The sequence below is a fragment of the Guptibacillus hwajinpoensis genome (assembly GCF_020171785.1).
GTDB classification, from domain to species: Bacteria; Bacillota; Bacilli; order Bacillales; family Guptibacillaceae; genus Guptibacillus; species Guptibacillus sedimenti.
Map to the genome: position 1 here is coordinate 25816 of NZ_JAIVAE010000009.1, position 14738 is coordinate 40553.

12 protein-coding genes and 1 other annotated feature (1 of these 13 running past the window's edge) are annotated in these 14738 nt (G+C 39.1%); of the genes, 8 read left to right on the forward strand and 4 right to left on the reverse strand.

What is annotated here, in order from left to right:
• The first annotated feature begins 116 nt into the window (after positions 1-116).
• The 7 genes from LCL91_RS13920 (at position 117) to ccpA (ending at position 6852) form a co-directional block, all read left to right on the forward strand.
• Positions 117-1214 carry a nicotinate phosphoribosyltransferase gene (locus LCL91_RS13920; RefSeq protein ID WP_224883268.1) on the forward strand — a complete coding sequence of 366 codons (1098 nt, stop codon included), beginning with the start codon at positions 117-119 and terminating at the stop codon, positions 1212-1214.
• A 195-nt stretch (positions 1215-1409) separates the two neighbouring features.
• Positions 1410-2714, forward strand: coding sequence for a UDP-N-acetylmuramate--L-alanine ligase (murC, locus tag LCL91_RS13925; protein WP_224883269.1), 1305 nt, complete (start codon positions 1410-1412; stop codon positions 2712-2714).
• Between the two features lie 234 nt (positions 2715-2948).
• A complete protein-coding gene (locus LCL91_RS13930) occupies positions 2949-3392 on the forward strand; it encodes a DUF948 domain-containing protein (RefSeq protein ID WP_098444566.1) in 444 nt (147 codons plus the stop codon).
• Positions 3393-3404: 12 nt separating this feature from the next.
• Positions 3405-3821 carry a YtxH domain-containing protein gene (locus LCL91_RS13935; RefSeq protein ID WP_224883270.1) on the forward strand — a complete coding sequence of 139 codons (417 nt, stop codon included), beginning with the start codon at positions 3405-3407 and terminating at the stop codon, positions 3819-3821.
• A gap of 104 nt (positions 3822-3925) precedes the next feature.
• Positions 3926-4261, forward strand: coding sequence for a bacillithiol system redox-active protein YtxJ (gene ytxJ / locus LCL91_RS13940; RefSeq protein WP_224883272.1), 336 nt, complete (start codon positions 3926-3928; stop codon positions 4259-4261).
• 142 nt (positions 4262-4403) lie between these two features.
• Complete coding sequence (locus tag LCL91_RS13945) at positions 4404-5504, forward strand: bifunctional 3-deoxy-7-phosphoheptulonate synthase/chorismate mutase (protein ID WP_098444563.1); 1101 nt, start codon at positions 4404-4406, stop codon at positions 5502-5504.
• Between the two features lie 337 nt (positions 5505-5841).
• Entirely contained in the window at positions 5842-6852 is a 1011-nt protein-coding gene (ccpA, locus tag LCL91_RS13950) for a catabolite control protein A (protein WP_224883274.1), read from the forward strand.
• Between the two features lie 25 nt (positions 6853-6877).
• Here ccpA and LCL91_RS13955 read toward each other — a convergent pair whose 3' ends face one another.
• From LCL91_RS13955 to LCL91_RS13965, 3 genes are read right to left on the reverse strand one after another with little or no spacing between them, the layout of a single operon-like run.
• On the reverse strand, positions 6878-8029 hold the full coding sequence (locus LCL91_RS13955) for an acetoin utilization protein AcuC (RefSeq protein WP_224883276.1): 1152 nt from the start codon (positions 8027-8029) through the stop codon (positions 6878-6880).
• Complete coding sequence (locus LCL91_RS13960) at positions 8026-8673, reverse strand: acetoin utilization AcuB family protein (RefSeq protein ID WP_224883278.1); 648 nt, start codon at positions 8671-8673, stop codon at positions 8026-8028. Before LCL91_RS13960 ends, LCL91_RS13955 begins: the two co-directional genes overlap by 4 nt.
• A 22-nt stretch (positions 8674-8695) precedes the next feature.
• A complete protein-coding gene (locus tag LCL91_RS13965) occupies positions 8696-9328 on the reverse strand; it encodes a GNAT family N-acetyltransferase (protein WP_224883280.1) in 633 nt (210 codons plus the stop codon).
• A 165-nt stretch (positions 9329-9493) separates the two neighbouring features.
• Here LCL91_RS13965 and acsA point away from each other — a divergent pair, with 165 nt between their 5' ends.
• Positions 9494-11209 (forward strand): acetate--CoA ligase, encoded by a 1716-nt coding sequence (gene acsA, locus LCL91_RS13970; protein WP_224883282.1) that lies wholly within the window; start codon positions 9494-9496, stop codon positions 11207-11209.
• 43 nt (positions 11210-11252) lie between these two features.
• Here the strand turns inward: acsA and LCL91_RS13975 are convergent, their stop codons facing one another.
• Positions 11253-14384: a transglycosylase domain-containing protein gene (locus tag LCL91_RS13975; protein WP_224883285.1), complete on the reverse strand. Its 3132-nt coding sequence runs from the start codon at positions 14382-14384 to the stop codon at positions 11253-11255.
• Between the two features lie 140 nt (positions 14385-14524).
• Positions 14525-14738 (forward strand) — a binding site (T-box leader) (it continues 9 nt past the right edge of the window).

Below are 14738 nucleotides of genomic sequence, written 5' to 3' on the forward strand. Positions count from 1 at the left end.
CCTGGTTCTATATGATAAATAGTGTTAAGCTAATGTTAAATTATAGTCAGATAAGTGAATGGTTGAACATAGAGAGCTCACATTCGAATGACGAAACTACTTGAAGGAGCCCCATTATGAAAGAAATTGAACTTAAAATGCAAGGGAAAATAAAAAGACTTACAAACCGCACGTTTAAATTTGATGAACGCGTAGGTGAAGGCTGGTTTTCCGCAGTTTACTTTCTTAAAACATGCGAAATTGTGGAAGAGTTTAAACCAGATAATATTGTGACGATGCAGTTTTTTCAAAAGCACGATGCCGTTCTTTGTGGTTCAGATGAAGCAATTGCTCTGATTAAAACATTTGCAAAGGATCCTGATTCACTTGAAATTGATTCTCTTAAAGATGGAGATAAAATTTCTCCGTTTGAAACGGTACTGAAAATTAAAGGACCTTATCAAAACTTTGGTTTCCTAGAAGGAATTATTGATGGTATTCTGGGCAGAAGAACATCAGTAGCGACGAATGTTTATCATGTAGTAAAAGCAGCTCGATCATCAGGGATACAAAAACCAGTTATTTTTATGGGCGATCGTGATGACCACTATACGCAACAAGCTGGTGATGGATACGCATCCCATATTGGCGGTTCTACTGCTCAGGCAACGCATGCGATGAATGAATGGTGGGGTAAAAGAGGTATGGGGACAATGCCACACGCTCTTATTCAATTGTTCAAAGGTGATGTGGTTGAAGCTTCGAAAGCCTACTATGCGAAATATCCTGAAGATGAATTAATTGCGCTGGTGGATTACAACAATGACGTCATCACAGACTCATTGAAAGTGGCAAGGGAATTTGGTGACACATTAAAAGGTGTTCGAGTCGATACTTCCCGTACAATGGTTGATCAGTATTTCTGGAGAAACCCTGACGTTTTAGGAACATTTGATCCAAGAGGGGTAAATGCTGAATTAATCTTTGCTCTAAGAGAAGCCCTTGATCATGAAGGATTTAATCATGTCAAAATTGTCGTTAGCGGAGGATTTACTGAAGAAAGAATCAGAACGTTCGAATCTCAGAATGTTCCTGTTGATATTTATGGTGTAGGTAGCAGTTTGCTTAAAGTGGATATTGGGTTTACTGGAGATAATGTGATTCTTGATGATGAACCCGAAGCGAAAGCTGGCAGAAAATATCGACATAATCCACGTTTAGAGCGTGTTGAATAAGCAATAGGAGACAGGAACACAGTCCTGTCTTTTTTGCGCCCGTAGGACCAATTTAGTTTCATGAAATTTATTGTAGACCTGTCTCTCTTTCTGCTATAATGTAGTATTGAAAAGAAATGCAGCGCATACTTGTAATAACATCATATACTAAAAAAAGGTTAAGCGGAGAAGAAATGAAAGTGTGGAGGTTCTGAAATGACTATATATCACTTTGTTGGCATTAAGGGATCCGGGATGAGCGCTCTTGCACAAATCCTTAGCGACATTGGATACAGTGTACAGGGTTCAGACGTAGAGAAGAGATTCTTTACACAGGAGGCTTTAGAGCAAAAAGGGATTACTATTCTTCCATTTGGAGAAGAAAACATTAAAGAAAACATGACGATTATTGCTGGTAATGCATTTGATGATCAGCATGAAGAGTTAGTGCGAGCAAGAGAAATGAACCTTCCTGTCTATCGTTACCATAAATTTCTTGGCGACTTTATTCAAAAGTTCACTAGTATTGCTGTAACTGGTTCTCATGGTAAGACATCCACCACTGGTTTGTTATCTCACGTGGTTGGAGCAGCAGAACCAACATCGTATCTTATCGGAGATGGCACTGGTAGCGGAGTGAAAGATAGCCAATATTTTGTTTTTGAAGCATGTGAATACCGTCGTCACTTCTTATCATATCAACCTGATTATGCAATTATGACGAATATTGATTTTGACCATCCAGATTATTTTACAGATGTGGATGATGTATTTTCGGCATTTCAAGAAATGGCTATGCTTGTAAAGAAAGGCATTATTGCATATGGTGATGACTCTTACTTGCAGCAGATTCAAACAAAAGTGCCAGTTGTCTTCTATGGCTTTGATGATCAGAATGATTTTCAAGCGACAAATATTAAAATAGATGAGAACGGTACTACCTTTGACGTTCATGTTCGTGATGATTATTACCGCACGTTCCAGATTCCAATGTTTGGGAAACACAACGTGTTAAACGCTTTATCTGTCGTAGCGCTCTGTCACTATGAAAATCTTTCAGGGGATATCGTGGCGGCTCAACTAGCAAATTTCAAAGGGGTTAAGCGAAGATTTACTGAAAAGGTAGTCGAGGGCCAAATCCTCATTGACGATTACGCCCATCATCCAACTGAAATTAAAGCGACAATTGAATCTGCTCATCAGAAATACCCGAATCGTGAAGTAGTGGCCATTTTCCAGCCTCACACTTTTACGAGAACAAAAACGTTTTTAAATGAATTCGCGGATGTTTTAAAAGAAGCAGACGTTGTTTATTTATGCGATATCTTTGGTTCAGCACGAGAAGATGCGGGTCAATTATCGATTGATCAGCTGATTGAAAAAATTCCAAATGCGCATATGATCTCAGAAGAATCCATTCAGCAATTAAATGAGCATGAAAGTGGCGTCCTTCTTTTCATGGGAGCTGGCGATATTCAAAAGTATCAAGCAGCTTATGAAACAGAAAAAGCATCTATCTAAAAGAAAAGGCTCTTATGCCTTTTCTTTTTTTGCTTAAATACACAAATTTGCTTAGTAGATCAAGGAGATTGTGTTATAAAAAAAAATAAAAAAGGAATAATGAAACTTGTAACGAATTTATTATGGTGTAGGGTAGTAAAGTAGACTCATTTTTCACTCATATGTGAAATGACAAACTTGTGTTTACTAAAGTCCAATGAAGGGAACAGATGGAGAAAAGGGAGGTGCCAGTACATGGAGATTATTCTTTACTTAAGCGTTGCTATTATTGCGATTGCATTTGCAGTTTTAGTTTATTTCGTAGCGCAAACATTGAAATCTTTGAAAGATACGCTAAGTAACACAGCAAAAACACTTGATAGTCTTGAAAAACAAATGAATGGTTTAACAACCGAAACCACAGCACTGCTACATAAGACAAATTTACTTGCCGAGGATATTCAGGGTAAATCTGAAGCTCTGGACACAGTCTTTGTGCAAGTGAAAGAAGTTGGAACATCACTTGGAAAAATGAATCATTCTCTAAAAAATATTACCGGTAAAGTTACCGATGAAGCTGAACGTCAATCTGAGCAAGTTACAAAAGTGGTTCAGTGGGGAAATGCTGCTATGCAAATTTGGCAAAAATGGCAAGTGAAAAAGAAAGCAACTGATCAATATGTTGATTCAAAATCATAGGAGGTAATTTAAATGTCTGACAACAACATTAATACAAAAGATTTTATCATTGGTTCACTAATCGGTGGAATTGTAGGGGCTGCTGCCGCACTACTTTCAGCACCTAAATCTGGTAAAGAGCTTAGAAGCGATCTTAACCAACAAGCAGGAGCAGTAAAAGAAAAAACGTCACAATTCCGTGACTCTGCAGTAGAGCGTAGCACGGACTTTGCTAATCGTGCGAAAGAAAAATCTTCAACTATCTACAAACAAGTATCTGATCAGTCAAACAACCTTGTTTCAAAGATTAAAGATCGTAATCTGGAATCTGAAGAAAACGAAGCCCTTCATACTCAAGCAGATGCAGATGTAGAGAGCTTCCAGCAGGATCTTAATGATCACTTTTCCGAAGAAGAACCAGCTTCAATGGAAAACCCTACGAAGCCATAAGTGAAAATTACAAAATGAAAAGAAGAAGCTTAGTGCTTCTTCTTTTTCATTTTGTAATGAATTCTTTATAATGGAACTATAGCTATTTGAAAGGAGAGAGTTTGATGCCAATTACAAAACTAACAACCTCTGATGATTTTAAGCGGGTTAAAGAGGATCATTCACAATTTATCGTATTTAAAAATAGTACTACGTGTCCAATAAGTGCTCAAGCATTTGAAGAATTTGAAAAGTTCTCTGAAGATGTGGCGGAAGAAGTATATTATTTAAATGTGCAAGAATCACGCCCATTATCGACTGAAATTGCGGATACGTTCGGAGTGAAGCATCAGTCGCCTCAAGCGCTTGTATTTAATGGAGGCGAAGTGGTTTGGAATGACTCCCATTGGAGAATTACTTATACTTCTTTGACCGATGCTGCAAAGCAATTTCTAAAATAAACGGCTTCATAAAGCCGTTTATTTTTTACTAACATAGTTTAATGCTTAAAAGCGTTTAAGAATTAAAAGAAAAGTAGTGACATTTTATTTTTCATCGTATATAATAACCCTAATCACTTAAACAGATAGGAGTGGAGATATTATGGCTAATATCCAAATTGATGAGTTGAGAGAGAAATTAGACGAGATTAACCTACAGCTGCTTGATTTAATTAATGAGCGTGCTGAAGTGGCGAAAGAGATAGGTAGAGTAAAGAAAGCACAGGGGATTAATCGTTTTGATCCTGTCCGAGAGCGTAAGATGCTTGATAAGCTTACAGAGAAAAATGGTGGGCCGTTTGATAATTCCACTCTTCAGCATATTTTCAAGGAAATTTTTAAGGCAAGCCTTGAGCTACAGGAAGATGATCACCGTAAAGCGCTGTTAGTTTCAAGAAAACGCCAGCCCGATAACACAGTCATTGATATTAGAGGCGAAAAAGTTGGAGACGGCGGGCAAGTTCTTATTTCAGGACCATGTGCTGTTGAAAGCTATGAGCAAGTTGCAGAAGTGGCAAAAGCTGTTAAGAAGCAAGGATTTAAAATGCTTCGTGGTGGTGCTTTCAAGCCACGTACATCACCATACGATTTCCAGGGACTTGGCGAAGAAGGGTTAAAGATTCTTAAGCAAGTTGCTGATGAGTACGATCTTGCAGTTGTAAGTGAAATCGTTAATCCAGCAGATATTGAAACAGCAGTAAAGTACGTTGATGTTATTCAAATTGGAGCACGTAATATGCAGAACTTTGAATTGCTTAAAGCAGCAGGTTCTGTTGATAAGCCTGTACTACTTAAGAGAGGTTTATCTGCTACCATTCAGGAATTCATTAATGCTGCAGAGTACATTGTTTCAAACGGAAATACGCAAGTGATGCTTTGCGAAAGAGGCATTAGAACATATGAAAAAGCAACACGAAACACGTTAGATATTACAGCTGTACCGATTCTTAAGCAGGAAACTCATTTACCGGTTCTAGTTGATGTAACGCATTCAACTGGACGTAAAGATCTATTATTCCCAGCAGCAAAAGCAGGCCTTGCGATCGGTGCCGATGGTATTATGGTTGAGGTTCATCCTGATCCTGCAGTGGCGCTTTCAGATGCTGCTCAACAGTTAGATATTCCACAGTACGAACAATTTGTTGAAGATCTAAAAGCTAGTGGATTATTTAATCCAGCAAAAGTTACGCCTTCTACTATTTAAGTAGAAGGTTTTTTGTTGTATCTATTTCAATAAGTGGGATAGGTTGGGAATAAAAGAGCAGAAGAGTGTTATCATATGTAATAATCAAGACAAATAGCATAGTGTTATCATTTTATGTATGAAATTTATGCTTATATGAAGCAAAAAAGCGTTAAATATGCTATCTTTAATACAGTATCTACTTGTGAAATATCCTACATACCAAATGTAGCCAATTTTGCATGGAGCATAACAACGGATTAGTGTTAGTCGATATAAGGATTTGGTTTGCAGTCAAACGGATAGTATCGTATCATTAAGTAAATTAAAGTCCGTAAGAGCATGAAGGAGGATCATCGTGAATACAACGATTTATGACGTAGCGAAAGAAGCAGGAGTATCGATGGCAACTGTATCAAGGGTTGTTAATGGCAATCCTAACGTAAAGCCTGCCACCAGAAAAAAAGTATTAGAAGCCATTGAAAGACTAGGATATCGACCAAATGCGGTCGCAAGGGGACTTGCTAGTAAGAAAACGACTACTGTAGGCGTTATTATCCCTGATATTTCTAGTATTTTCTTTGCTGAGCTTGCTCGTGGTATTGAAGACATTGCGACAATGTATAAATACAACATTATTTTGAGCAATTCAGATCAAAATAAAGAAAAAGAAATTCATTTGCTTAATACGATGCTTGGTAAACAAGTGGATGGGATTGTTTTCATGGGCGGTAAAATTACCGAAGAGCATGTAGAAGAATTTAAGCGCTCCCCCGTACCAATTGTGCTAGCTGCAACGCTTGAAAAGAGTCAAGAAATTCCTTCCGTTAATATTAATTATCAGAAGGCCGCTTTTGAGCTTGTCGCTAGCTTTATTGAAAAAGGTCATAAAAAAATTGGTCTTGTTAGTGGACCTTTGGAAGATCCAATTAATGGCGAAGAGAAATTTCTTGGGTACCGCACAGCTCTTGAAGATGCAGGAATGGCGGTTGATGAAAACTGTGTAGCGATAGGTGACTATACGTACGATTCTGGTATTGAAGCGATGGAAGGATTCTTAGAGCTAGACGAGAAACCTACTGCCATTTTCGCAGGTACAGATGAAATGGCTCTTGGCGTTATTCATGCAGCGCAAGATAATGGATATAATGTACCGGAAGATTTTGAAGTAGTCGGATTTGATAACACTAGGCTTGCGACCATGGTTCGTCCAACGCTTTCTACAGTAGTTCAACCAATGTACGATATCGGTGCTGTTGCGATGCGTCTACTAACGAAATTAATGAATAAAGAAACAGTGGAAGAGCAAACTGTTGTATTGCCACACCGTTTGCAACATCGCAATTCTACAATTCATAACGAAGAATAAAAAACGAGCCTGTGGCTCGTTTTTTCTATTGATTCGTAATTTGATAAAGCGCTCGCTCACAAGTGAGTTTATTCTTCTCTGTAATCTCTTGTTTTCTTGGAATAGGCTCATATAAATCAGGCTTATCATGCCAATTTTCAGGAAGTGTAAGGGGAGAACGGGCATTCCATCGATCTAACCACTGTTGTGGTAATCTTCCCGTTATTGATAGCCCTTTCATTTCAAGCCAAATCCTTGACCACGCTCTTGGTACTACCCGCCAAATATCATATCCCCCTCCACCAACAGCAATCCACTTACCATCACAATATTCGTGTGCAAGCTGATGAGCTAACTTTGGAATAAATTCATAGCTTTTCATCGAAACAGAAAGATGTGTTAAGGGATCATAGTAATGGGCATCAGCTCCATTTTGAGTTAAAATCACATCTGGTTTAAAAAAGTCGATTACTTTTCGAAAAGAGGCTTCATAAACTTCTTGGAATGATTCATCCTCAGTAAATGCATCAATTGGAACATTAAAGGAAAATCCATATCCTTTTCCCTGTCCTTTTTCATTAATGTTTCCTGTTCCAGGGAATAAATAGCGACCAGTTTCATGAATCGATAGGGTGCAAACTTCAGGATCGTCATAGAAAGCCCATTGAACCCCATCACCATGATGAGCGTCCGTATCGACATAAAGCACTTTTGCACCGTATTTCTTCTTCATATATTCAATAGCAATGGAGCTATCATTATAAATACAAAAGCCAGATGCTTTTCCTCTAAATCCATGATGCAGTCCACCGCCTACATTGAGCGCATGATCAGATTTTCCGGTCATAACGGCATCAACAGCTGTTAGCGTACCACCAACTATGAGAGCACTCGCTTCATGCATATTTGAAAAGATGGGCGTATCTTCAGTACCTAGCCCATAGTTCGCTGCGATGGACGAAGCTAAACTTCCTTTCCCAGCTTTTTTCACTGCGTCGATATACGCTGGGTCGTGGATTAGAGCAATTTCATCATCTGTTGCTATTCGAGGCGCAATTACATCTGAATCGTTTAGAGCCTTCATTTCAGTAAGAAGGTCCTGAGTGAGTTTAACACGAATATGATTGAAAGGGTGATCATCACTAAATTTATAGTTTAGATAATCTGAGGAGTAAACAAAAACAGAATCGCACGTCATCTTTGAACACCCGGCATGCTCGGCCAAAGAACCTCATAACCTTCCTTTTTGATATCTTTGATAACCGAAGTTGGATTCATTGTCTGAATGCGAAAAACGATATTTTTGTATTTTTCATCGTGACTACATGGATAAACAAGCACACTAATGATGTTAACATTACGCTTTTTAATGATTTGTGTGATATCGGCAAGTTGTCCAGAAACGTTAGCTACCTGAACTTCAATATGTGAACTCGGCTGATGTGCACCTGTCAATAGGATAAGCGTATGTAACATGTCTGTCTCAGTTACCATACCGATTACTTTTCGGTTATCAACAATGGGAATGGAACTAATGCGCTGTTCGTAAAAAATTGTCGAGATCTCTTCAACGAAATCTAGTGGGTGAGCTGTAATCACATCTTTCTTCATAATAGAGGAAAGATGTGATTGTAACACTTCTTTGTTCGGACTTGAGTCAAGAATAGATGGACTAGCATCTTTAATATCTCGATCTGAAACAATACCAGCCAGCTCTCCTGCGCTATTTACGATCGGAAGGTGACGAATATTTTTTTCTCTCATTAGTTTAATTGCATCTGCAATGGTTTGATTCTCTTCAAGTGAAAAAACATTTCGATTCATAATTTCTTCTATGACCAACTTGACTCACTCCTTTGCAAACTTAATACATGAAGCGGTTATGAAATCGGAGACGATCAAAAGCTTGAATAGAGTCCTGGTTAATCCTCGTCCCAATTCGTGCCATTAAACAATTTGCTGGATGAGAGCTAATTTCTGGATCGTCCGTGGCATACCATTCCAATCCTCCAGCATTCATCATTTTCTCCATGACTTTACGGTAATCCCATACAGATAATCCAGTTCCTTTAAGATCCCAATGCCAATAATATTCGGTCGTAATCACAATGTAATCGTTCATAGCATCGTCCATAAAGGAAGTTTTAAGGAGGCTTTTGCCTACTTTAGCATTGCGATATTTTGGAATAACCTCAATCGCTCCTAATTCAATTAAATCTTCCATTTTCCCTTCTGACCAGCGTTCAAGAGGATCGGGATAAAGAAATGTAACATAGCCTACTATTGTTTCTCGTTCTCTCGCTACAATAATCCGTCCTTCAGGAAGTCCAGCTATTTCAACTAGGGCTTTATGCTGCTGCTCAGGGGGACGAAATGCGACAAGATCTTTATGTAAATGATAGGATGCAAGGCGATCGGGGGTGATCGGGCCTTCAATAATTAGTTTTCCATGTGGCGTATTCCACTCAATTGCATTATACGTCTTATGATGTTTCATCTAGTCACCACCTTTTAATAATGGTCTCAATTCTTATTATACATGAAACGAGGTGAATGTAAGGGGTTTCAACGTTATTTTTTGAAGTTTTGTCATTTGTTAAAAAATTAGGAATTTATGTTATACTAACAGGGAAAGACATGAAGGAGAAGGAGGAGATTACTTATGGAATTGAAACCGCTTTCTGCTACATTGGGTAATCATAATTTACAGGACTATGAAGCTACATACGAGAATTTTGATTGGAAAGACGTGGAGAAAACATTTGCTTGGAGTGAAACAGGGAATGTTAATATGGCCTACGAAGCAATCGATAGGCACGCTGAGTCCGATCGTAAAAACAAAGTAGCCCTTTATTTTTCTGACCCAACACGCGATGAGAAGTATACGTATAGTGAAATGAAATCAATGAGTAACAAAGCTGGAAACGTACTAAAAAAAGTGAATGTTGAAAAAGGGGACCGGGTCTTTATATTCATGCCAAGATCTCCAGAGCTATACTTCATTCTTTTGGGAACGCTTAAACTTGGTGCGATTGCTGGACCGCTTTTTGAAGCTTTTATGGAAGGTGCGGTGAGAGATCGGCTTGAGGATAGTGAAGCAAAAGTACTCGTCACAACTCCTGAATTACTCGAACGCATACCAGTTGATGAGCTTCCGAACCTTGAAAGCGTTGTGTTAGTGGGAGAAAACGTAAAAGAAGAAGGACCATATATTGATTTTTATAAGCATTTTAAGTCAGCAGATAAGAAGTTGAAAATAGAATGGGTTGACCGTGAAGATGGTATGATTCTTCATTATACATCAGGGTCCACAGGTAAGCCAAAAGGCGTTCTTCATGTTCATAATGCGATGGTCCAACACTATCAAACAGCGAAATGGGTACTTGATCTAAAAGAAGATGATGTCTATTGGTGTACAGCCGATCCTGGTTGGGTAACCGGAACATCTTATGGTATTTTTGCTCCATGGCTCGCTGGAACATCGAACGTCATTCGTGGCGGTCGCTTTAGTCCAGAAGATTGGTACGGAACGATCGAAAAATATGAAGTAACTGTATGGTATAGTGCACCTACCGCATTCCGTATGCTTATGGGAGCGGGAGATGAGATTGTTAAGAAATTTGATCTTTCATCTCTACGCCATGTTTTAAGTGTCGGAGAACCGTTGAATCCAGAGGTTATTAAGTGGGGAAATCAAGTACTTGATCTTCGCATTCATGACAACTGGTGGATGACGGAAACGGGCGCGCAGCTAATTAGCAATTACCCATCTATGGAAATAAAGCCAGGATCAATGGGTAAACCGATTCCAGGCGTGCACGCGGCGATCGTCGATGATCAAGGGAATGAACTACCAGCTAATCGAATGGGGAACCTAGCGATTAAGAAAGGCTGGCCATCGATGATGCGGGCAATCTGGAATCGTCCTGAGAAATATGAAAGTTATTTCTTAAAAGGAGACTGGTACGTATCTGGCGATTCAGCTTATAAAGATGAAGATGGCTACTTCTGGTTCCAGGGGCGTGTGGATGATGTGATTATGACTTCAGGTGAAAGAGTCGGTCCGTTTGAAGTTGAAAGTAAACTAGTTGAACACAGGGCTGTTGCTGAAGCAGGTGTTATTGGTAAACCAGATCCTGTTCGAGGGGAAATCATTAAAGCCTTTATTGCATTGAGAGATGGACATGAGCCATCTGATGAGCTTATGGAGGAGATTCGTAACTTTGTGAAAAAAGGTCTCGCTGCTCATGCAGCACCTCGAGAAATTGAATTTAGAGATAAACTTCCGAAAACAAGAAGTGGTAAAATTATGCGTCGTGTGCTAAAGGCGTGGGAGCTTGATTTACCTACTGGAGATTTGTCAACGATGGAAGATTAAAGAACAAAAACAGCCTGTAGCAAAGTTTGCTACAGGCTGTTTTTTATTCCGTATTATTGCTTGTATTAGTGGAACTATTAGCGTTATTTTCGCTATTTGCCCCGTTAGAATTGGTATTGCTACTATTATTGGAGTTGTTACTGTTCTCATTTTCTTCTGTACTATCACTATTTTCAGTATTAGCACCATCTTCGTTTGAAGAGGAATCTTCTGGATTACTTGATTCATCTTCTTCATCCTCTGTAGTTTCCTCATTCTCCGTGTTACTGTTTTCGGAAGTTTGATCATTGCCTTCGTCTGATTCAGGCTTTGGTTCAGGTTTCTCTTTAGGTTCAGGCTTTTCAGACCAATCTCCACTTGTTACTTTAGCAGAAGCTCCTGATTCGTTACCAGCTACATCAACCGCTGTAACGTAATAAGCATAAGAACCAGAAGGGATGTTGAATGAGCTACCATCAGAAGATTTTATACTTCCCAGCTTCGTAAAGGAACTGCTCCCGTTCGAAGCTCGGTATATGCGGTATCCAACGATATCACTTTCACCTGAGGCACTCCAATTTAATGTTGATCCATTAATTGAAAGGCCGCCAACTGCGCCTGGTTTTTTTCCATTTTCCGAAGCAATAGTGCCTTCGGAAACAATATTCAGGTTCCTAAATTCAGATGGTAGAAGTGATGCAAGATCGACTCCGGAGAAGTAATCTTCTTTAATCATCACTCCGCTGGACACGAACTCTTCTGGAGTGGAGCTAAGCGCTTGATACGTATTACCATTCATTACTACGTAACGTCCTTCAGTGAGGCTGTCATCCACTTCAGTCGGTACGTATTTAGCGTTAAATAGGTCAGTTTGGACAAGACCAGCTTTCTGACAAAGGTCAGATGCAAGCTTCCCTGAAATCCCACAGAAAGAACGTTTTACAATACCGGTTGGCATTTTGAAAGGTTCTTCTGGGTCCATTATTTCTGGTTTTTTATCATAAGCAGCATTAGCAAATAATGCCCATAAGTTTTTATTTCTATTGGCATATTGACTATCCATACTGATTTGTTTATCGTATCCAGTCCATACACCTAGTGAAACATTAGGATTAACTGCTACAAACCATGCATCATAATAGTCTTGTCCTGTACCAGTTTTTCCAGCCCAATCAGAAGAGAATTTCAGTTTGTTTGGAATGTCTTGGGCTGTCCCTTGATTAACTACGTCACGCATCATATCAATCGTTAGATACGCTGTTTGAGGGCTAAAAACTTCGACTGGTTCTGGCTTTTGTTCAAAAATTGTGTTTCCGTCTCGGTCAACTATTTTATCAATTAAGTATGCATCGACAAATTTCCCACCATTAGCAAATGTACCAAAAGCATTGGTGTTTTCTTCTACACTTACGCCACGTTGAAGTGCTCCTATGGCCATCGATGGGTTTGTTCTGTCATCAAGTGTCATTGTACTAAAGCCCATTTTCACTAAATAGTCTGTTGCTTCAACAGGGTTCATTTTATTGTAAATACGAACTGCAGGAACGTTGTATGATCTTTCCAATGCTTTTCGGGCTGTAACAAGACCATGGTAATTCGATGAATAGTTACCAGGATTATATCCCTCTTTGATCGGTAAATCTGGCACAATGTAGCCAGGCTGAACTTTTCCTACTTCCATTGCAGGAGCATAGTCAAGCAATGGTTTCATCGTAGAACCATTTGAACGATAAGCCCCAGTAGCATGGTTAAGTTCTTCTTCTGCAAAATCTCTCCCACCAACGAAAGAAAGAATCTTTCCAGTTTCATTTTCGATTAAGATACTACCCACTTGCATGGGGAATTCTTTGTTTTCGAGTTCTCCTGTCTGGGAGTTTTGCACGGAAATTGTTTTCGAACTTTGAAAGTAGCTTCCATTTTCTAAAACTTTATCTCTGGCTGCATTCATAGATTCATAAATATCTTTGTCTATTGTTGTGTAAATTTTGTATCCATTTTTTCGGAGTTCCTTCTCAGCATTGCTCATAAATTCGATGAAGACATCGGAATTTTCTTGAACTTCTTCCCATTTTAAATCCATTTTCTTAGCTATTTCTGTGGCAGATCTTCCAGTAACATTAGCGTCATAAGTTATTTGGTTATAATAGTCCACACTCTTCGCAAGCTTCTCTCCATCATATCCTTCTTCATCAGCGATCTGCTCGGCAAGAACGCGTTTCGCACGATCTTCAATCTCAAATGTAAGGTATGGGTATTTCTCAACTGGCGAAGGGGAAGATTTAGTTAGGTTTTTTTCAATATCGTATTCAAGGGCCTTGTTGTACTCATCTTCGGTAATCGTTTCTTCTTGATACATGCGATAAAGAACAAATTCCATCCGGTCGATTCCAGCTGAAAGATCTTCCTTTTTCTCACCCGAGTTTGTAAAAGGGGTGTATGTATAAGGGTTTTTGGGAATACCTGCAATAAAAGCAGCTTGTGGCAAGTTTAAATCACTAGCATTGACGCCGAATATGCCTTGTGACGCTGCTTGAACGCCTGCGATATTATTACCAGAAGCATTACGTCCGTAAGGAACAATGTTAAGGTATGCTTCTAGAATTTCTTCTTTATTAAAGAAGTTTTCCAATCGAAGCGCGAGCAACATTTCTTTTGCTTTTCGTTCAAATGAAACTTCTCTCGTTAAAATTTGGTTTTTAACAAGCTGTTGCGTGAGGGTGCTCCCACCACTGCGGTCTTCTGAATTTGTAACTTCTTGCAGTACAGCTCGCCCGATTGCTTTAGGAACAATGCCATCATGATCGTAAAAGTATTCATCTTCTGTGGAAATGACCGCCTTTTGTAGAAGAGGAGAAACGTCTTTTAACTCAACTTCTTTTCGCTCAATATCAGAACGGAAGTTTCCAAGAAATACGTCTCCAGCAAAGTAGACCTCGCTGGTTTCTTCGTAGTTATAAACGTCACTCTTCATCTCATCGTAAGAGCGAATCGGTTCATCTTTTACAAGCGATGCAAAATATCCAGCACCAACGCCACCGGCGAAAAATGTGCCCATAAGACCAATTACTATAAAGATCAGAAAAAGATTCCAAATAACTTTATAGGCAATTCTGGAGCCGGATAATATGTTGTATTCTTGTAATCTATCAATGAACGCGTTCCACTTCTGCCTGATAGTAGAAAAAAGCTCTCGCATTCCTATACCCCCTCAAATTAATCCTATTTATTATAGCATATGTCGTCGAGATTTGTATAAACTGGTAGGGATTTCAGTAGGCTTAGAATTGACATGGTTTTCCGTTTGTGATATTAATTTAAATAGTGTTTTTTAATGAACGACATGCTTTGATTGGACAAAGTAGCGTTTTTCTCCCTTTTTCAGAGAGCTGGTGGTCGGTGAGAACTAGCATAAAGGAAAATGTGAATTACCTCCATGAGCTTCTAATGGGAAAGACAACGTCTGTGTAGCATTAGACGGTTCAGACCGTTATTCTGACTGAGTGGAAGAAAGTATGCTTTCTTCAACAAGGGTGGTACCGCGATCAAACTC